Raw genomic sequence first — 18,582 nt, 5'->3', positions numbered from 1 at the left:
GCTAGCCGCAGTCGTTGTCAAGTTTGTTCTCCCGTTCACAAACTCCTACAGTGACAACGCCGCTCGACCTCGACCGGGTCCCCCAGCACCCGGGATCGAGTCGGCTGGAGAGAAGAGCAGTGACCGCACGGACTTCCACCGACAGCGCCCGGGACATCCCCGAGGCCACCGTCGCGCGGCTGCCCGTCTACCTCCGGGCCCTCATCGGGCTCGCCGAGGCCGGGACCGCGACGTGCTCCAGCGAGGAGCTCGCCGCCGCGACGGGCGTCAACTCCGCCAAGCTCCGCAAGGACCTCTCCCACCTCGGCAGCTACGGCACCCGCGGCGTCGGCTACGACGTGGAGTACCTGCGCTACCAGATCGCCCGCGAGATCGGCGTGACCCAGGACTGGCCGGTCGTCATCGTCGGCATCGGCAACCTCGGGCACGCCCTCGCCAACTACTCCGGCTTCCGGAGTCGTGGCTTCCGCGTCGTCGCGCTGCTCGACGCCGCGCCCGAGCGCCACGACGAGCTCGTCGCCGGCATCGAGGTGCGGCCCTTCGACGACCTCGAGGAGATCGTGGAGGACCAGGGCGTCGCCATCGGCGTCATCGCCACGCCGGCCGTCGCGGCCCAGGACGTGGCCGACCGCATGGTGTCCGCCGGGATCACCAGCATCCTCAACTTCGCGCCGACCGTGCTGGCGGTCCCCGACGGCGTCGACGTCCGCAAGGTCGACCTGTCCATCGAGCTGCAGATCCTCGCCTACCACGTGCAGCGCAAGACGGGCGCGACCGTGGCCGACGACCTCGACGGGCTCGACGACCGTCTCCACGACCGGGAGGTGACCGCATGAGCGTCCTCGTCGTGGGTGTGTCCCACCGCTCCGCGCCCGTGCCCCTGCTCGAGCGCCTCGCGCTCGACGCCGGCGGGGTGACCAAGCTGATCAGCGACGTCGTCGCCAGCGAGCACGTCACCGAGGCGACCGTCATCTCGACGTGCAACCGGCTGGAGATCTACGCCGACGTCGACCGGTTCCACGGCAGCATCGAGGAGGTCTCGCGGCTGCTCGTCGAGCGTGCCGGCGAGTCCACCGAGGCGCTGGTGCCGCACCTGTACGTCCACTACGACGACGGCGCCGTCTCCCACCTCTTCAACGTCGCCGCGGGCCTCGACTCGATGGTCGTGGGCGAGGGACAGATCCTGGGCCAGACCCGCGACGCGCTGCGGGTGGGCCAGGAGCTCGGGACCGTCGGTCCCGCCCTCAACGTGCTCTTCCAGCAGGCCCTGCGCGTCGGCAAGCGCTCGCGGGCCGAGACCGACATCGATCGCACCGCCCCGTCGCTGGTCACCGCCGCCCTCGAGCGCATCCCCGGCCAGGTGGCCGGGCGCCGGGTCGTCGTCGTCGGCGCCGGCTCGATGGCCTCGCTGGCGGCCGCGACCGTGCACCGGATGGGCGCCAGCGACCTGGCCGTCGTCAACCGGACGCCCGACCGGGCCGAGCGGCTCGCCACCGAGTACGCCGCCCGGCCGGTGTCGCTGGTGGACCTCGACGTGGAGATCGGGCGCGCCGACGTGCTGATCTCCTGCACCGGCGCGGCCGGCGTCCTCATCAGCCGCAGCGCGGTCGAGGAGGCGCGCGCCCAGACCAGCGCGCCGCTCGCCGTCATCGACCTCGCCCTGCCCCACGACGTGGACCCGGCCGTGGCCGAGCTGCCCGGCGTGACCGTGCTGGGCCTGGCCGCGCTGGCCGAGGAGCTCCAGGGCTCCGACTCGGCCCGTGGGGTCGACGACGTACGCACCATCGTCGCCCAGGAGATCGCGGCCTTCCTCGCCGCCCGCCGGCAGGCGAGCGTCACCCCGACCGTCGTCGCGCTGCGCTCGATGGCCACCTCGGTCGTCGACAGCGAGATGGAGCGCCTCGCCGCCCGCCTGCCCGGCCTGGACGACGCCACCCGCGCCGAGGTCCTGCACACAGTGCGCCGGGTCGCCGACAAGCTGCTCCACGAGCCCACCGTGCGGGTCAAGGAGCTGGCCAACGAGGACGGCGCCGTGTCCTACGCCGCCGCCCTGGCCGAGCTCTTCGCCCTCGACCCCGACGCCGTCGACGCGGTCACCCGCGCCGAGGGCATCTCGCGGGAGGGATCGCCATGACGGTCCTGCGCCTGGGCACCCGGGCCTCCGCCCTCGCCACCACCCAGTCGGGCCTCGTCGCCGATTTGATTCGGCAGCGGCTGGGGCGTGAAGTGGAGCTCGTGACCATCACCACCGAGGGCGACGTCAACGCCGCCCCCCTCGCGACCCTCGGGGGCACCGGGGTGTTCGTCAGCGCCCTGCGCGACGCGCTCCTGCGTGGTGAGGTCGACGTGGCGGTCCACTCGCTCAAGGACCTGCCCACCGCACCCGCCGACGGCATCGCCCTGGCCGCCGTACCCGTCCGCGAGGACCCCCGCGACGTGGTGGTCGCCCGCGACGGCCTGACCCTCGGCGAGCTGCCGCACGGCAGCCGCGTCGGCACCGGTTCGCCCCGCCGCGCCGCGCAGCTCGAGGCCCTCGGCCTGGGCCTGGACGTCTCCGGGGTCCGCGGCAACGTGGACACCCGCATCGGCAAGGTCGCCAGCGGCGAGTACGACGCCGTGCTGCTGGCCCGCGCCGGGCTCGCCCGGCTCGGCCGCCTCGACGACGCCACCGAGGTGCTCGACCCGCTGCAGATGCTCCCCGCCCCCGGGCAGGGTGCGCTCGCGATCGAGTGCCGCACCGACGACACCGACCTCGCGCGCGGCCTCGCCGCGCTCGACGACGCCGCCACCCGCGCGGCCGTCACCGCCGAGCGGGCCGTGCTGGCCACGCTCGAGGCCGGTTGCTCCGCACCCCTCGGCGCCCTCGCCGAGGTCGTGGAGGGGGAGGACGGCGACGAGCTGTGGGTGCGCGCGGTCGCGCTCTCCCACGACGGTGGCCTCTCGGTCCGGAGGAGCGCCACCGGACCGGTAGCCGACGCCGCCGGCGTCGGCCATCGCCTCGCGAGCGACATGCTCGCGGACGGCGCAGCAGACCTGATGGAAGCACCAGTGAGGAAGCAGCAGGCATGACTCGTAGCCAGAGCCAGTCCCCGTCCAGCACGTCGGGCGCCGCGCCCCGTGGATGGGTGTCCTTCGTCGGCAGTGGTCCGGGCGACCCCGGCCTGTTGACCGTGCGCGCGGTGGAGCTCCTCCGCGACGCCGACGTGGTCGTCACCGAGTCGCCCGAGCACGTGGGCATGGTCCGCACGCTCCTCGGTCTCCCCGAGCCGGTCGAGGACCAGGAGCCGGTCGGCCCGCTGCTCGTCGACGGTGGCTTCGGCGAGGACGGCCAGCCGCTGACCCACGCCGCGCGCGCCAAGGTGGTGGTCAAGCACGGCAAGAAGCAGCGCGTCGTACGCCTCATGACCGGTGACCCGTTCCTCTACGCCTCCGGCCCCGAGGAGGCGCAGGCCTGCGTCAAGGCCGGCGTCGGCTTCGAGATCGTGCCGGGCGTCTCGTCGGTCTCCGCGGTGCCCGCCTACGCCGGCATCCCGCTGACCACCAAGAACCACAAGGAGATGGCCGTCGTCACCTGTGGCGACAAGGTCGACTGGCGCCAGTACGCCGACGACCGCACCCTGGTGCTCCTCTCCGGCGTCGGGTCCATCGGCGAGACCGCCGCCGCCCTCCTCGAGGCGGGTCGCTCGGCGACGACCCCGGTCGCGGTGACCCGCGTCGGCACCACCACCGAGCAGGCCACGCTCATCTCCACGCTCGCGGACGTGGCCGCCGACGTGCGGGCCGCCCGGGTCGCCCCGCCGGCGATCATCGTGATCGGCGACGTCGTCGACCTGCGCGAGACGCTGTCGTGGTTCGAGACCAAGCCGCTCTTCGGCTGGCGCGTGCTCGTCCCGCGCACCAAGGAGCAGGCCGGCTCGCTCTCGCGCCGCGTGCGCGAGTACGGCGCCGTCCCCGAGGAGGTGCCCACCATCTCGGTGGAGCCGCCCCGCAACCCGCTCCAGATGGACAAGGCCGTGCGCGGCCTGGTCGAGGGCCGCTACGAGTGGATCGCCTTCACCTCGGTCAACGCCGTCAAGGCGGTCCGGGAGAAGTTCGAGGAGTACGGCCTGGACGCCCGTGCCTTCTCCGGCCTCAAGATCGCCGCGGTCGGAGACAAGACCGCCCAGGCCATCGCCGCCTGGGGCCTGCGCGCCGACCTGGTGCCCTCCGGCGAGCAGTCCGCCGCAGGCCTGCTCGAGGACTGGCCGCCGTACGACGAGGTGCTGGACCCCATCAACCGGGTGTTCCTGCCGCGGGCGGACATCGCCACCGAGAACCTCGTCGCCGGCCTGGTCGACCTGGGCTGGGAGTGCGACGACGTGACGGCCTACCGGACCGTGCGGGCCACCCCGCCGCCGGCGCCGACCCGCGACGCGATCAAGACCGGCAAGTTCGACGCGGTCGTCTTCACCTCGTCCTCGACGGTGCGCAACCTCGTCGGTATCGCCGGCAAGCCGCACCCCTCGACGATCATCGCGGTCATCGGTCCGGCCACGGCCAAGACGGCCGAGGAGCACGGCCTGCGGGTCGACGTCCTCTCGCCCAGGCCCGACGTGGAGGTCCTGGTCGACGCGCTGGCCGACTTCGGGGCGGCCCGCCGCCTCGCGATGCTGGAGGCCGGTGACCCCGTCACCCGGCCGAGCGAGCGCAAGCCCGCCGCACGGCGCAAGGTCCAGGCCAAGTGACCGCCGGCGCAGGGGAGCAGCCGGACGTCGTCGGACCGGTGATCCGGCCGCGGCGCCTGCGCCGCACCCCTGCGCTGCGCCGGATGGTGGCCGAGACCTCCGTCGAGCCACGGCAGCTGGTGCTGCCGATGTTCGTGCGCGAGGACCTCGACGAGCCTCGGGCGATCGGCTCGATGCCGGGCGTCGTCCAGCACACCCGCGACTCCCTGCGCCGGGCCGCCGTCGAGGCGGCCGAGCTCGGGCTCGGCGGGGTCATGCTCTTCGGCATCCCCTCCGAGAAGGACGCGACCGGGTCGGGCGCCATCGACCCCGCCGGCATCCTCAACCTGGCCATCAACGACGTCGTGGCCGAGGTGGGGGAGGGGCTCACGGTGATGAGCGACCTGTGCCTCGACGAGTTCACCGACCACGGCCACTGCGGCCTGCTGACCACCGACGGCGAGGTCGACAACGACAAGACGCTCGCTGCGTACGCCGACATGGCCCGCGCCCAGGCCGAGGCCGGCGTCGACATGGTCGGTCCCAGCGGCATGATGGACGGCCAGGTGCGGGTGGTCCGCGAGGCGCTCGACGCCGCCGAGCACCAGGGCGTCTCGATCCTGGCCTACTCCGCGAAGTACGCGTCGGCCTTCTACGGCCCGTTCCGCGAGGCCGTCGACTCCTCGCTCGAGGGCGACCGGCGCACCTACCAGCAGGACCCGCCCAACGCCCTGGAGGGCGTGCGTGAGGCCCAGCTCGACATCGCCGAGGGTGCCGACATCGTCATGGTCAAGCCGGCCCTGGCCTACCTCGACGTCATCCGCCGGGTCCGCGACGCCGTCGACGTCCCGGTCGCTGCCTACAACATCTCCGGCGAGTACTCCATGGTCGAGGCGGCCGCCGCCCACGGCTGGATCGACCGGGAGCCGGCCATCCTGGAGACCCTGACCTCGATCCACCGGGCCGGTGCGGACGTGATCCTCACCTACTGGGCGGCCGAGGCCGCGCGGCTCCTGCGTCCCTGACTGTCGCCGGTCAGTCCTTCGTCGCGGGGGGCGCGGCGACGCAGAGGACTCCCCGGTTGCCGTCCTGGTCGGCGATCACGGTGAGCGAGGGCGCCTCGCTGTCGTCGACGACGGTCCCGCCCGCGGCGACCGCAGCGGCGATCCGCTGCTCGGCCACCTCGGGAGCCACGTAGACCTCCACGTGGAACCGCTGGCCCGGGGCCTTCTGCTCGTCGGAGTCGTCGAACCACAGGTTCGGCACCCGGACCGTGGCGTCCCGGATCTCGTCGCTGGGGCTCCCGCGACCCTGGGACTCGGCGCTCCCGGTGAGCAGGGCGGCCCACACCGGGGCGATCGTCGCCGAGTCCGCCGTGTCGAGTCCGAGCTCGATCTCGCTGACCGAGGCCGGGTCGGCGGCCAGCCCTTGGTCGGCGGCGACCTCGGTGATCCGCCGCGCGAGGTCGACGTCCTGCTGGGTCACCCACTCGACGACGTGCTCGGTGCCCTCGTCGTCGCGGTAGACGGCGTCGTCGGTGACCAGCTCGAGGCCGACGTATCCCGGGCCGATGGACACGCGCGGGTGGTGGCCGATCGCGTCGCCCGCCTCGCCCACCGCGGCGACGAACCGTACGCCCGCGCCGAAGTCCTCGACCAGGTAGCGCGCATGCAGTCCCTGGGCCAGCTTGCGCCACTCGGTCAGGTCGGCCTCGGCGATCTGCTCGCCCCTGAGCATGTCCATGGACGGGGACCTTATCCGCGGTCCTGTCCGCGGCCCCGGCGCGCTGAAACAACCGAGTGCTCTGAGCGTCGTGCACGCGGTGCTCACGAAAACCTCGGTGAGTAGATCGATCTGCTTGACTTCGGCTCGGGCGATGCCACGATGCAACCGTGGTGACGAAGCACTCGGGCGAGGCGCTCGACTGCATCACTTCCCGCCCGCCGAGCGCGACGCCGCCGCAGCCTCTCCTCGGAACGGAGACCCCGACGTGACCACCCCCGGCCCCACCCCGCACACGGACGACGACGCCGTCGGGCCGACCCGACACTCGCACGACGTCATCCCGCTGCGCGAAGCGACCAGGGCGTGGTTCGCGATCTCCCTGCAGACCTTCGGCGGCCCGGCCGGACAGATCGCCGTCATGCAACGCACCCTCGTCGACGAGAAGCGCTGGATCGGTCAGCAGCGGTTCCTGTTCGCGCTCTCCTACTGCACCCTGCTGCCCGGCCCGGAGGCCCAGCAGCTCGCCACCTACGTCGGCTGGCTCCTCAACGGCGTCAAGGGCGCCCTCATCGCCGGGATCCTCTTCATCCTCCCCGGCGTCCTCGCCCTCCTCGCGCTCTCCGGGATCTACGTCGCCTTCGGCGACACCACCCTGGTCGAGTCGCTGTTCCTCGGCCTCGCACCCGCCGTCATCGCCATCGTCGTCCAAGCGGTCATCCGCGTCGCCAGGAAGGGCCTCGGACATCCCGCGCTCATCGGGCTGGCCGTCGCCTCGTTCGTCGCCCTGACGTTCTTCGCCGTCCCCTTCCCCGTCGTCGTGGGGTTCGCCGCGGTCATCGGCTGGGGACTCGGCCGAGTGATACCCGACCTCACCAGGCCCAGGGCTGCCGCCACCGACGACGGACCGGCCCCGCTCATCAGCGACGACGCCCTGCACACCGAGCGCCCCTCCGGCCGACGAGCCACCGTCATACTCGTCGTCGGACTGGTCCTGTGGTTCGCCCCGGTGGTGATCGCCGCCCTGCTGTTCGGCCGGTCCAGCATCTTCGTCGACCAGGGAATGTTCTTCTCGGGTGCAGCCGTCGTCACCTTCGGCGGCGCCTACGCCGTCCTCGCCTACGTCGCCCAGCAGGCCGTCAACGTCTACGGGTGGCTCGCCCCCGGCGAGATGGTCCGTGGGCTCGCGCTCGCGGAGACCACCCCCGGCCCGCTCATCATGGTGGTCCAGTTCGTCGCCTTCGTCGGCGCCTACCGCGCCCCCGGCGACCTCGATCCGTGGGTCGCCGCGCTCATCGCCGCGCTGCTCGTCACCTGGGTCACCTTCGTGCCCTGCTTCCTGTTCATCCTCCTCGGCGCCCCCTACGTCGAACGCCTCCGTGGCAACCGGACGCTCTCCACCGCCCTCACCGGCATCACCGCCGCAGTCGTGGGAGTCATCGCCAGCCTCGCCGTCTTCTTCGCCCTGCACACGATCTTCGGTGACACCACGCGCATCACCACGGGGCCGCTGGACTTCGAGGTACCCGTCCTCGACACCATCCGCTGGGCCGCCGTCGCCATCACCGCCCTCGGCTGCGCCCTCATCTTCTGGCGCGGCTGGTCGGTGTTGCGCACCCTCGGCACCTGCGCGCTGGCAGGAATCGTCCTCGGCCTGCTGGGCGGGACCGTGATCTGACGGGGACGCCGACCCCCCTGCGCGGTCCGGTTCAGCTCGCCTCGAGCTCGAGGAACAGGAAGCAGATGAACGAGCGACCGTCCGGGTTCGGGAGCAGCTCGGCAGGCGTGTCCGACGCGGGTGCCGGCTCGGTGACCTGGTTGATGCGGAACCCCGCGTCGACGAACGCGGTCATGACGTCCTGCAGGGGCCGGTGCCAGTAGGTCATCCACACGGTCCGGTCGCCGTAGTCGTAGTCCTCGGAGTACTGCGTGAGGGTGAAGTAGTCGGCCTCGGGGTACACGATCGCGTAGACCATGGGGTGGATGATCGAGACGGTGAGCCGCCCGCCGGGCCTGAGCACGCGCCGCAGCTCGGCCAGTGCCGAGGCCCAGTCCTCCACGTAGTGCAGGGCCAGTGACACGACGACGAGGTCGAACGTGTCGTCGGGGTAGGGCAGTGGGGCACCCAGGTCCGCGACCCGCAGGTCCGTGTCCTCGCCCAGCCTCTCGCGGGCCAGCTCGACCATGGCCGGACTCAGGTCGAAGCCGGACACGTGCGCACCCCTCGCGCGCAGCGCCTCCGCCAGGGGGCCCGAGCCGCACCCCGCGTCGAGGACCTCCAGTCCCGCGACGTCGCCGGCGAGACGGATCATCTCCGGCCGCTCGTAGTAGGCGTTGAAGAGGCTCTTCTCGTTCCTGGCCGAGTACGCGGCGGCGAAGTCGTCGTACTCGGCGACCGGGACGGCGGACTCGTTCACCGGATCGGGCATGCAGAGGTTTCTACCCGGGTCGCACGCGCACGCCAACGGGGCGCGCGGTGCGCAGCCAGGACTCCTAGGTGTTCCCTCTGCAGGACGGTCCAGACAGCCGCTCGGCTCTCGCAACCCGACGAACGCCGACAACCAACCATGAGGTCGGCGCGTCTCAGCAAGGACCGTCGCATGCGACGTGACGTCACCGACACGCTGCCCACCGTCATCGGGGGATAGCTCACCCAAGGGGGAACCGTGCTTCGACGTTCGACCACACTTGTTGTCATCGCGCTTGTCACGGGGGCGCTGAGCGCACCGTCATCGTCGGCTTCGGCGACTGCCCAGACCTGCCAAGGCCGGCCGGCCACGATCGTCGGCACTGGCCCGGACGTTCAGGGCACGCCGGGTGATGACGTCATCGTCACCGGCGGCTCCCAGTTCGCCTACGCTGCCGCTGGCAACGACCTGGTGTGCGTGAGCCCGCCCGCCGTGTACGTGTACGCGGGCGACGGCGATGACGTGGTGGACGCGTCCGAGGCTGGGGTGACACAGATCAATGCCTATCTCGGTGCTGGTCTCGACCGCTACGTCGGGGGACCTGGCCAGAACCTGGTGCACGCGGACGGCACGGATGACACCGTGACAGACGCCGACTGGGCGTACCTTACGGTCACCGCGCCTGCGACCGGGACACCTGGCACCTACACCGGTGGCGGGATCGCCGTCTGGTCCGCCGACCATGACGTGGAGATCGACCTGGACACCCACATGGTGACCGTCGGCGGGGTCCATGCGGCCAACCTCTCTGGCATCGTCGGCGCGAACGTAGTCGCACCGCGCGCGGTGTTGCGGGGCAACGCCGCGGACAACTACCTGAGCGGTTCGGGATGCGATGTGCTGTTCGTCGGGAAAGGCGGAAGCGACACCCTCATCGGTGGAGGGATTGTCGAGGACGCCCCCCAGATCAAGTCGGAGTGCGAGGGCATGAAAGCCACGATGCGTGGTGGACCCGGCGACGACAACATCAAGGGGTGGCTGGGCCTCAACCGGCTGGTCGGGAACGCAGGCAACGACGAACTCCAAGGCCGCTCCCGATCAGACGTGCTCCTCGGTGGCAGCGGCCGCGACGACCTCAGGGGCGGCAACGAGTCGGACGTGCTCCGCGGAGGCGGCGGCCGCGACACAGCCGACGGGCAGAACGGCCGGGACCGCTGCGTTGCCGAACGCGAGCGTGGCTGCGAACGCTGAAACCACTAGGGCTGACGATCGCCCTGGGCGCTCATGGGCAGATCCGGACGTCCCAGTGTCGCCGACCTCATGAGGGGCGACACCTAGGGTCGGACGTGTGCAGAACCAGACCCACGACCTGACGTTCACCGACACCGAGGTCCGCAAGCGGTTCGTGTCCTGGGACCGCGGCGAGGCCGAGCGCGAGTGGGGCTGCCTGCGCCTGCTCGCCGAGCACGCGCCGGGCGTCGCGCCGCGGCCGCTGCGCCGCGAGATCGTCGACGGTGCCCCGGTGGTGGTGATGGAGCGACTGCCCGGCGAGCCGCTGGGTGGCGCGCCGCTGACGCTCGCCCAGACCGCCTCGCTCGGCCAAGCGCTGCGCAGGCTGTACGACGTCCCGCTCGCGGCCGCGCGCGACGCCGGCATCAGCGAGCGCGCCTACGGCATCTCCACGCACGCCACGACGGTGGCGGAGTGGCTGGGGGACACCTACGACCTGGCCGCCTGCCAGGACCCGGCGCTGGTCGGGGGAGCGGTCGACCGGGCGCTGACGTGGCTGGCCACGCCGGACGCGCTGCCCGAGCCCGAGCTGCGGGGACTCGGCATCGCCGACCTCAACCCGGCCAACGTGCTCTGGGACGGCGAGCGCTGTCGCCTCGTCGACTTCGAGGACGGCGGGCTCAGCGACCCGGCGTACGAACTCGCCGACCACGTGGAGCACATCGCCGGCCGGCTGACGGGGGTCTACGACGCCGATGCGCTGGTCGACGCCGTCGGCCTCGACGGGGACGCCCGCTGGCGGATGAGCGCCTACCGCCCGCTGTGGGCGGCGTTCTGGCTGGCCATGCTGCTGCCGGGCAACGGCGGATGGCGCCGCAACCCGGCCGGGACGACGGAGGCGCAGGCGCGCCACCTGCTGGCGCAGCTGGACGGCTGAGGGTCAGGGCGTCAGCAGGGCGTTGGCGCAGTCGTCGAGCTCGTTGGTGGCGGTGAGCGGGTTGTCGACCACGCCCTGGGTGGTGCACTGGGCCACGGCCTGGACGTAGGTCAGCGTCTGGTCGAGCGGCGGCACGCTGGTCGACGGCAGGGGCGGCAGCGTGGTCGGGACCGGCAGGCTCGGCAGCGTGGTGGGGACCTTGGTGGGCTCCTTGGTGGGCTGCTGGGTGGGGCTCTGGGTGGGCTGCTGCGTCGGCGACTGCGTGGGGGCCTTCGTGGGCTGCTGGGTGGGCTGCTTGGTCGGGGCGGCGCCGGGGGTGCCGGACACGACCACCGGGGTGCCCTTGCCGCCCTTGGTGCCCTTGCCCGTGTTGCGGGCCGGCTTCGTCGGACGCGTGGGGTCAGGGGCGAAGACACCCGACGAGGTGGTGCGCGTCGGCACCGAGAGGAAGTCGCCGTCCATGTACGCCTGCATGATCGACAGCACCAGGTCGACGTACTCGTTGGAGTGGTTGTAGCGGTAGACGCTGGCCCGCTGGCCCTGCTCCGCGGACAGGTCGTCGTCGCCCGAGCACAGGTAGACGGCGGTCGCGAGCGCCGCGTCGTCGATGTCCTGGGGGTCGCGGCGTCCGTCGTTGTCGCCGTCGACGCCCACCACCGCCCAGGTGGAGGGGATGAACTGCATGGGCCCGACCGCGCGGTCGTACTTCGCGTCCGAGTCGTACTGGCCGGCGTCGGTGTCGGTGATCCGCTGCGTGTCGTTCTTCCCGTCGAGCGCGATGCCGTAGATGCCGGGCTGGGCGACTCCGTCGTCACTGAGGACGTTGCCGCCGAAGCGGCCGTGGTCGGACTCCACCCGGCCGATGGCAGCGATCAGCTGCCAGGGCAGCTCGCAGGTCTTGTCGGCGGCGTTGATGACCGCCTCGGCCCGCTGGTAGGCGGCCAGGGCCGCCGCGGGGATGCCGCTCGTGGAGGCGGCGTCGACGACCTGGGCGGACCGCCCGCGGGGGACGCCCGGCGCGACGACACCAGGCGAGGACACGCTGGCGGGGGCCTCGATGGCCTGGGCGGGGACCGTGGTGCCGTCGGGCAGCGCACCGGAGGGGTCGTCCCCGGCGGCGGCGGAGCCGAGACCGGCGCCGGCCATGCTGATCGTCCAGGCAGCGGAGAGCACGGCCAACGGCACGAGCGCCGTGGCCTGGTGCATGCGGCCGAATGCTGACATCTGCTGGTCTCCCCGTGGTCGTGACGGAACACCGCGGCGACAGGGCCGCGTGTGTTCCCAACGAATGGTGTCACAGTGAGTTACGTCGCAACACCCCGTCGGTCGCGCCGGTGTGCGGGCCGAGCGGGCCTCCCGAATGAGCGTGGGCTTGGGTGCTGGGCGACAATGACGAGGTGACCCAGTCCCTGCCTGCAGACCACCGGGCCACCGCCCCGACCGCTCACAGCAGCGCGCTCTTCGACCGGGCCCGCGCCGTGACCCCCGGCGGCGTGAACTCCCCGGTGCGTGCGTTCAACGCCGTGGGCGGCACCCCCCGCTTCATCCGCTCGGCGTCCGGCGCGTGGCTCACCGACGTCGACGGCAACGAGTACGTCGACCTCATCTGCTCGTGGGGACCCATGCTGCTCGGCCACGCCCACCCCGAGGTGCAGGCCGCCGTCGCGGCCGCGGTCGCGCGCGGGACGTCGTACGGCACCCCCACCGAGCCCGAGGTCGAGCTGGCCGAGGAGATCGTGTCGCGCACGCCCGTCGAGGCGGTGCGCTTCGTCTCGAGCGGCACCGAGGCGACCATGTCGGCGATCCGGCTGGCGCGCGGCTTCACCGGCCGCGACCTGGTCGTGAAGTTCGCGGGCTGCTACCACGGCCACGTCGACGCGCTGCTCGCCTCCGCCGGCTCCGGCCTGGCCACCCTGGCCGTCCCGGGGACGCCCGGCGTGCCCGCGTCCGCGGCCGGCGAGACCATCGTGCTGCCCTACAACGACCGGGCCGCGGTCGAGCAGGCCTTCGCCGAGCACGGCGACCGGATCGCCTGCCTCATCACCGAGGCGACCCCCGGCAACATGGGGATCGTGCCGCCCGAGGCCGGCTTCAACGCGTTCCTCGCCGACACCTGCCGCCGCCACGGGGCGCTGTTCGTCAGCGACGAGGTGATGACCGGCTTCCGCGCCACCCGTCTGGGCGGCTGGGGCCTCGACGGCGCCGTGGAGGGCTGGACCCCCGACCTGATGACCTTCGGCAAGGTGATGGGCGGCGGCTTCCCGGCCGCGGCCTTCGGCGGCCGGGCCGACGTGATGGCCCGGCTGGCCCCGGACGGACCCGTCTACCAGGCCGGCACCCTCTCGGGGAACCCTGTCGCCACCACCGCGGGCCTGACCACGCTGCGCCTGGCCACCGACGAGGTCTACGCCCAGCTCGACGAGACCGCCGCGACCATCGGCTCGGCCGCGGTCGACGCGCTCGTCAACGCCGGCGTGCCCCACCGCCTGCAGTCTGCGGGCACCATGTTCTCGATCTTCTTCGCCGACGGCGAGGTCCGCGACTTCGCCGGCGCCAGCCGCCAGGACACCGCGGCGTACGCCGCGTTCTTCCATGCCATGCTCGACGGTGGCGTCTACCTGCCGCCGTCGGCGTACGAGGCGTGGTTCGTGTCCACCGCCCATGACGACCGCGCCGTGCAGACCGTCATCGACGCCCTGCCCGCCGCCGCCCGCGCGGCTGCCGCCGCCACCACCGACCGGGAAGGGAACCGCTCCTGATGGAGACGATCGTCCACCTGCTCCGCCACGGCGAGGTCCACAACCCCGAGGGCGTCCTCTACGGCCGCCGCGACGGGTTCCACCTCTCCGAGCTCGGCAACCGGATGGCCCGCCGCATCGCCGAGAGCATCGGCGATCGCGACATCGTGCACATCGTGACCTCGCCGCTGGAGCGGGCCCGCGAGACGGGGGCGCCGCTCGCCGCCGTCCGCGGCCTCGAGCCGGTGCTCGACCCGCGCGTGATCGAGTCGGCCAACAAGTTCGAGGGGATCAGCTTCCGCGACGGAGGGATGACCTTCGTCAAGCGGCCGTCGCTGCTGCGCCACATGTACAACCCGCTCACCCCGTCGTGGGGCGAGCCGTACGACGAGATCGCCGCGCGGATGATGGCCGCCGTCCACGACGCGCGCGACGCCGCCCGCGGGCACGAGGCCGTCGTGGTCTCCCACCAGCTGCCGATCTGGACCACCCGCCTGCATGCGGAGGGCCGCTCCTACCTCCACCACCCCAAGAAGCGGCAGTGCACGCTGTGCTCGCTCACCTCGCTGCACTTCGACGGCGACCGCCTGGTGCGGGTCACCTACTCCGAGCCCGCCGGCGACCTGATCCCGGTCGGCGACCGGTCGGCCCCCTTCTCGGCCGGCGGCGCGCCCGCGGAGGACCGGCCCTGATCGTGCGCCCTCCCACCTCGCGCCCCCGCGGCGCCCTCGTCTCCCTGCTCGCCTGCCTGCTGCTCGGCACGGCGGTCCTCAGCGGCTGCTCGTCGCTGGAGGGTGCGGGGGACAAGGGCTACGTCACCAGCGACGGCCAGCTCGAGGTCGTGGCCGCCGCCGACCGCGGCGAGCCGATCGAGCTGGAGGGTGAGGACCTCGACGGCAAGGCGGTCTCGCTCGCCGACCTCCGCGGCAAGCCCGTGGTCGTCAACGTCTGGTGGTCGGCCTGCCCGCCGTGCCGGGTCGAGCAGCCCGACCTCAACGACGCCGCCGCCGAGCTCGACGGCGAGGCCGCCTTCGTCGGGGTCAACATCCGTGACTCCTCGGTCGACCAGGCCCGCGCCTACGTCCGGTCCTTCGAGGTGCCCTACCCCTCCGTCTTCTCCGCCGACGGCAAGGCGCTGGTGCCCTTCTACGGCACCCTGACGGCCTACACCGTGCCGGCGACCGTCGTCCTCGACTCCGAGGGCCGGATCGCGGCCTCGATCCTGGGCCGGCTGCCGTCGAAGCAGACCCTGCTCGACGTCGTGGCCGACACGGCCGCCGAGGGGACGTCGTGACCGACTGGTTCACCGACCAGGCGTCGTCGGGGTCGCTGGCGCTCGCCGTGCCCGTGGCCCTGCTGGCCGGGCTGGTCTCCTTCTTCTCCCCGTGCGTGATCCCGCTCCTGCCGGGCTACCTCTCCTACGCCACCGGGCTGTCGGGTGCCGACCTGGAGAACGCCCGTCGCGGCCGGATGCTCGCCGGCGCGCTGCTCTTCGTCCTCGGGTTCACGGTGGTCTTCGTGGCGATCGGTACGGCGGCCGGCTCGCTCGGCGGCTGGCTGATCGACTGGCAGCGCGAGATCACCGTCGTGCTCGGCCTCGTCACCATCGTCCTGGGCCTGATGTTCGCCGGGTGGCTGCCCGGCCTGCAGCGGGACTGGCGCATCCACCGGGTGCCGGCCGTCGGGCTCGCCGCCGCGCCCCTGCTCGGCTTCCTCTTCGGTCTCGGCTGGAGCCCCTGCATGGGCCCGACCCTGGCGGTGATCACCCAGCTCTCGCTCAACGAGGGCACCGCCGCGCGGGGCGCGCTGCTGTCGGCGATCTACGCGCTGGGCCTCGGACTGCCGTTCATCCTCGCGGCCCTCGCCTACCGCCGGGCGCTGGCCGTCTTCGGCGTGGTCCGCCGCCACCAGGTCGCGGTGATGCGCGCGGGCGGACTCATGCTCGTGCTGGTCGGCGTGCTCCTGGTGACCGGCCTGTGGGACCAGATGATCCAGTGGCTGCAGCTGCGCATGGTCACCTCCTTCGAGACGGCGGTGTGAGGTGAGCACCCACTCGTCCGGCGACGACCGGCAGGCCCAGCCCATGCCCACCGACATGAACGCGCGCGAGCTCGTGCGCTGGTCGTGGCGCCAGCTCACCTCGATGCGCACCGCCCTGGTGCTGCTCCTCCTGCTCGCCCTGGCCGCCATCCCAGGCTCGGTGATCCCGCAGGACGACGTGGACGCCCTGGCCGTCGGTCGCTGGAAGGACGCGCACCCCGACCTGGCGCCGATCTACGCGAAGCTCGGGCTGTTCTCGGTCTACGACTCGCCGTGGTTCTCCGCGATCTACATCCTGCTGATGATCTCGCTCGTCGGCTGCATCCTGCCCCGCTCGGCCGTCTACTGGCGTGCGCTGCGGGCGCGGCCGCCGCGGGCCCCCCGCAACCTGTCCCGCCTCCCGGAGCACGCGTCGTACACCACGGACCAGGGCGTGGACGACGTCCTGGCGGCGGCGGCCACCGAGCTCAGGCGGCGCCGCTACCGCGTCGAGGTGCGCGAGGGCGCGGTGTCGGCCGAGAAGGGCTACCTGCGCGAGGCCGGCAACCTGCTCTTCCACCTCTCGGTGCTGGTCGTGCTCGTCGGGTTCGCGGTGGGCGGGCTGTTCGGCTTCAAGGCCGGCGTCATCGTGGTCGTCGGCAACGGCTGGTCCAACAACCCCACGCAGTACGACGAGTTCGTCCCCGGCAGCCTCTTCGGCGCCGACGACCTGGACGGCTTCTCCGTCGAGGTGGACGACTTCGACATCACCTGGCTCACCGACGGCCCCGCCAAGGGGCAGGCGCGCAAGTTCGTCTCCCACCTCGACTACACCACCGCCGACGGCGACACCGGCACCTACGACCTGCGGGTCAACCACCCGCTGTCCATCGACGACACCGAGGTCTTCCTCATCGGGCACGGCTACGCGCCGGTCGTGACGATCAAGGACGGCAACGGCGACGTCGCCTACAGCGGACCGACGATCTTCCTGCCCACCGGACCGACCTTCGAGAGCTTCGGCGTCATCAAGGCCCCGGACGCCCGCCCCGGACAGGTCGCGCTGGAGGGCACGTTCTACCCGACGTTCGCCCTCGGCGACGGTGCACCCCGCTCGGTGTTCGGCGACGCGGTCAACCCGCTCATGTCGCTGTTCGTCTACACCGGCGACCTCGGCCTCGACGAGGGCGGCAGCCAGTCGGTCTACGTCCTCGACAAGTCCGACGCGACCCAGCTGATGAAGGACGACGGGCAGCCGCTGCGCCTCGACATGCGCCCCGGCGACACCGTCGAGCTGCCCGACGGGCTCGGCACCGTGACCTTCGAGGGCCTGCAGCGCTGGAACAAGCTGCAGGTCAGCGAGACCCCCGGGAAGCTCGTCGCCCTCGCCGGCGTCGTGCTGGCCCTGGTGGGCCTGCTCGGCTCGCTCTTCATCCGCCCCCGCCGGACGTGGGTGCGGGCCCGTGCGGAGGGTGGGGCCACCGTCGTGGACGTCGCCGCCCTCGACCGCTCGAACGGCGGTGACCCCGACCGGGGCGCCGCCGAGCTCGCGGCGATCATGGACACCCTGCGCGCCGGCTCCGGCGACGCAGGCAGCACCACCAAGGAGGACTCGTGACCGACGCATCGTGGGAGACCCTGAGCAACCAGGCGGTCGCGGCCGCCGGGGTGGTCTACTTCCTCGCCCTGATGGCGCACCTGGTCCAGTGGGCCTCGCTGCGCAAGCTGCCGGCCGACGAGGAGGTCAGCGACGGACGGACCGCGATGGCCGGGCGCCTCGCGGTGCTGCTCACCGCCGTCGCCGTGCTGGTGCACGCCGTGGCGCTGGCCGCCCGGGGCATGGCCGCCGACCCCAACCGGGTGCCGTGGGGCAACATGTACGAGTTCACGCTGTCGGGCACCTTCGTGGTCGCCCTGCTCTACCTGGTCCTGCTCCGTCGCTTCGACCTGGAGTGGATGGGCCCGCTCGTCGTGGCCTTCGTGCTCTCGCTGATGATGGTGGCCGTCATCTGGCTCTACTCGCCGGTCGCGCCGCTCACCGAGGCGCTCTACAGCCCGTGGCTGGTCATCCACGTGGTCTCCGCCGTCATCGCCACCGGCGCCTTCACCCTGGGAGGCATCTGCTCGGTGCTCTACCTGCTCAAGGAGCGCTCGACCAAGGAGCGCGGCTACCTCGCCCGGGTCCCGGAGCTGAAGTCACTGGACCGGCTCTCCTACCGGATGCACTCCTTCGGCTTCCCGGTGTGGACCTTCGCGGTGCTCATCACCGGGCCGATCTGGGCGCACCAGGCGTGGTCGTCGTACTGGAACTGGGACCCCAAGGAGGTCTGGGCGTTCATCACCTGGGTCGTCTACGCGGCGTACCTGCACGCCCGGGCCACCGTCGGCTGGAAGGGTCGCAACGCGGCGTACGTCGCCCTCGTCGGCCTGGCGACGCTGTGGTTTAACTTCATCGGGATCAACTTCTTCAGCACCAGCTCGCAGCACTCGTACGCCGCGCCCGCGGTGGTCGAGCCGGGCCCGGCCGCTGCCGTGGAGGCCTCGGCTCAGGTGCCGCTGCCGCCGGTGCCCGGTCCGCCCGCGCCGCCGTCCTCCTGACGGCGCTTGCGGTCGAGGTCACGCAGGAAGTCGGGGTCGTCATCGGGTCCGTGCGGACGCGGTGGGGGCGCCGAGGGGCGTCGCGGTGGGGGGCGCAGGCCACGCTGCTGGGCCACCCGCACCAGCGCGTAGACGACCAGTGCCAGCAGCACGAGGAACACCAGGAACTTCACCCCCCCAATGTAGGCGCCCCCCGCAACCGCCCTCGTGCCGTCGGCTCCCGGCGA

The 18,582-nt window shown here is 72.3% G+C and carries 18 protein-coding genes; 14 read left to right on the top strand and 4 right to left on the bottom strand.

Features of this window, described 5'->3' with window-relative positions:
* Positions 1-119: 119 nt before the first annotated feature.
* Genes ASG94_RS07270 through hemB form a run of 5 tightly spaced genes read left to right on the top strand, consistent with a single transcriptional unit; the run spans position 120 to position 5,728 of the window.
* Complete coding sequence (locus ASG94_RS07270) at positions 120-836, top strand: redox-sensing transcriptional repressor Rex (RefSeq protein ID WP_056925635.1); 717 nt, start codon at positions 120-122, stop codon at positions 834-836.
* A complete protein-coding gene (locus tag ASG94_RS07265) occupies positions 833-2,134 on the top strand; it encodes a glutamyl-tRNA reductase (protein WP_056925634.1) in 1,302 nt (433 codons plus the stop codon). The genes ASG94_RS07270 and ASG94_RS07265 overlap by 4 nt, the downstream gene beginning before the upstream one ends.
* Positions 2,131-3,069: a hydroxymethylbilane synthase gene (gene hemC, locus ASG94_RS07260; RefSeq protein WP_056925633.1), complete on the top strand. Its 939-nt coding sequence runs from the start codon at positions 2,131-2,133 to the stop codon at positions 3,067-3,069. The genes ASG94_RS07265 and hemC overlap by 4 nt, the downstream gene beginning before the upstream one ends.
* The gene (locus ASG94_RS07255) at positions 3,066-4,724 is read left to right on the top strand and encodes a uroporphyrinogen-III synthase (protein WP_056925632.1); all 1,659 of its coding nucleotides are present in this window, start codon (positions 3,066-3,068) and stop codon (positions 4,722-4,724) included. Before hemC ends, ASG94_RS07255 begins: the two co-directional genes overlap by 4 nt.
* Positions 4,721-5,728: a porphobilinogen synthase gene (gene hemB, locus ASG94_RS07250; protein ID WP_268788571.1), complete on the top strand. Its 1,008-nt coding sequence runs from the start codon at positions 4,721-4,723 to the stop codon at positions 5,726-5,728. Before ASG94_RS07255 ends, hemB begins: the two co-directional genes overlap by 4 nt.
* A gap of 10 nt (positions 5,729-5,738) precedes the next feature.
* Here hemB and ASG94_RS07245 read toward each other — a convergent pair whose 3' ends face one another.
* Positions 5,739-6,446 (bottom strand): 4a-hydroxytetrahydrobiopterin dehydratase, encoded by a 708-nt coding sequence (locus tag ASG94_RS07245; RefSeq protein WP_056925631.1) that lies wholly within the window; start codon positions 6,444-6,446, stop codon positions 5,739-5,741.
* A 247-nt stretch (positions 6,447-6,693) separates the two neighbouring features.
* On the opposite strand from ASG94_RS07245, the gene chrA reads away from it, so the two are divergent.
* Entirely contained in the window at positions 6,694-8,103 is a 1,410-nt protein-coding gene (gene chrA, locus ASG94_RS07240) for a chromate efflux transporter (RefSeq protein ID WP_235537158.1), read from the top strand.
* A 31-nt stretch (positions 8,104-8,134) separates the two neighbouring features.
* Here chrA and ASG94_RS07235 read toward each other — a convergent pair whose 3' ends face one another.
* A complete protein-coding gene (locus tag ASG94_RS07235; protein ID WP_056925630.1) occupies positions 8,135-8,854 on the bottom strand; it encodes a class I SAM-dependent methyltransferase in 720 nt (239 codons plus the stop codon).
* A gap of 237 nt (positions 8,855-9,091) precedes the next feature.
* Between ASG94_RS07235 and ASG94_RS07230 the strand changes: the two genes are divergently transcribed.
* The gene (locus ASG94_RS07230) at positions 9,092-10,084 is read left to right on the top strand and encodes a calcium-binding protein (RefSeq protein ID WP_056925629.1); all 993 of its coding nucleotides are present in this window, start codon (positions 9,092-9,094) and stop codon (positions 10,082-10,084) included.
* Positions 10,085-10,181: 97 nt separating this feature from the next.
* Positions 10,182-11,000: an aminoglycoside phosphotransferase family protein gene (locus ASG94_RS07225; protein ID WP_056925628.1), complete on the top strand. Its 819-nt coding sequence runs from the start codon at positions 10,182-10,184 to the stop codon at positions 10,998-11,000.
* A gap of 3 nt (positions 11,001-11,003) precedes the next feature.
* On the opposite strand, the gene ASG94_RS22595 is transcribed toward ASG94_RS07225, so the two are convergent.
* Positions 11,004-12,206: a lytic transglycosylase domain-containing protein gene (locus ASG94_RS22595; protein ID WP_327152773.1), complete on the bottom strand. Its 1,203-nt coding sequence runs from the start codon at positions 12,204-12,206 to the stop codon at positions 11,004-11,006.
* A gap of 191 nt (positions 12,207-12,397) precedes the next feature.
* Between ASG94_RS22595 and hemL the strand changes: the two genes are divergently transcribed.
* From hemL to ccsB, 6 genes are read left to right on the top strand one after another with little or no spacing between them, the layout of a single operon-like run.
* Positions 12,398-13,759, top strand: coding sequence for a glutamate-1-semialdehyde 2,1-aminomutase (gene hemL, locus ASG94_RS07215; RefSeq protein WP_235537157.1), 1,362 nt, complete (start codon positions 12,398-12,400; stop codon positions 13,757-13,759).
* Positions 13,759-14,430 carry a histidine phosphatase family protein gene (locus ASG94_RS07210; protein ID WP_056925626.1) on the top strand — a complete coding sequence of 224 codons (672 nt, stop codon included), beginning with the start codon at positions 13,759-13,761 and terminating at the stop codon, positions 14,428-14,430. Before hemL ends, ASG94_RS07210 begins: the two co-directional genes overlap by 1 nt.
* Positions 14,431-14,432: 2 nt before the next feature.
* The gene (locus ASG94_RS07205) at positions 14,433-15,032 is read left to right on the top strand and encodes a TlpA family protein disulfide reductase (RefSeq protein WP_082623984.1); all 600 of its coding nucleotides are present in this window, start codon (positions 14,433-14,435) and stop codon (positions 15,030-15,032) included.
* Positions 15,029-15,778, top strand: a complete 750-nt coding sequence (locus ASG94_RS07200) for a cytochrome c biogenesis CcdA family protein (RefSeq protein ID WP_056925625.1) — start codon at positions 15,029-15,031, stop codon at positions 15,776-15,778. Before ASG94_RS07205 ends, ASG94_RS07200 begins: the two co-directional genes overlap by 4 nt.
* A 1-nt stretch (position 15,779) precedes the next feature.
* Positions 15,780-17,375, top strand: a complete 1,596-nt coding sequence (gene resB / locus ASG94_RS07195; RefSeq protein WP_235537156.1) for a cytochrome c biogenesis protein ResB — start codon at positions 15,780-15,782, stop codon at positions 17,373-17,375.
* Complete coding sequence (ccsB, locus tag ASG94_RS07190; RefSeq protein ID WP_056925624.1) at positions 17,372-18,355, top strand: c-type cytochrome biogenesis protein CcsB; 984 nt, start codon at positions 17,372-17,374, stop codon at positions 18,353-18,355. The genes resB and ccsB overlap by 4 nt, the downstream gene beginning before the upstream one ends.
* Here the strand turns inward: ccsB and ASG94_RS07185 are convergent.
* Positions 18,304-18,528 (bottom strand): hypothetical protein, encoded by a 225-nt coding sequence (locus tag ASG94_RS07185; RefSeq protein WP_056925623.1) that lies wholly within the window; start codon positions 18,526-18,528, stop codon positions 18,304-18,306. The genes ccsB and ASG94_RS07185 overlap by 52 nt on opposite strands.
* Positions 18,529-18,582: the final 54 nt, after the last annotated feature.

Origin of the sequence: Nocardioides sp. Soil805, from assembly GCF_001429625.1 — a bacterium.
Taxonomy (GTDB): domain Bacteria; phylum Actinomycetota; class Actinomycetes; order Propionibacteriales; family Nocardioidaceae; genus Nocardioides.
This window is presented reverse-complemented; position numbering and strand designations above follow the sequence as displayed.

What these genes read in the sequence shown, in the direction of transcription:
- ASG94_RS07265 (WP_056925634.1), top strand. Translation starts at nt 833, where the DNA reads ATGAGCGTCCTCGTCGTGGGTGTGTCCCACCGCTCCGCGCCCGTGCCC.
- ASG94_RS22595 (WP_327152773.1), bottom strand. Translation starts at nt 12,206, where the DNA reads ATGCACCAGGCCACGGCGCTCGTGCCGTTGGCCGTGCTCTCCGCTGCC.
- ASG94_RS07210 (WP_056925626.1), top strand. Translation starts at nt 13,759, where the DNA reads ATGGAGACGATCGTCCACCTGCTCCGCCACGGCGAGGTCCACAACCCC.
- ASG94_RS07255 (WP_056925632.1), top strand. Translation starts at nt 3,066, where the DNA reads ATGACTCGTAGCCAGAGCCAGTCCCCGTCCAGCACGTCGGGCGCCGCG.
- ASG94_RS07245 (WP_056925631.1), bottom strand. Translation starts at nt 6,446, where the DNA reads ATGGACATGCTCAGGGGCGAGCAGATCGCCGAGGCCGACCTGACCGAG.
- hemC (WP_056925633.1), top strand. Translation starts at nt 2,131, where the DNA reads ATGACGGTCCTGCGCCTGGGCACCCGGGCCTCCGCCCTCGCCACCACC.
- ASG94_RS07235 (WP_056925630.1), bottom strand. Translation starts at nt 8,854, where the DNA reads ATGCCCGATCCGGTGAACGAGTCCGCCGTCCCGGTCGCCGAGTACGAC.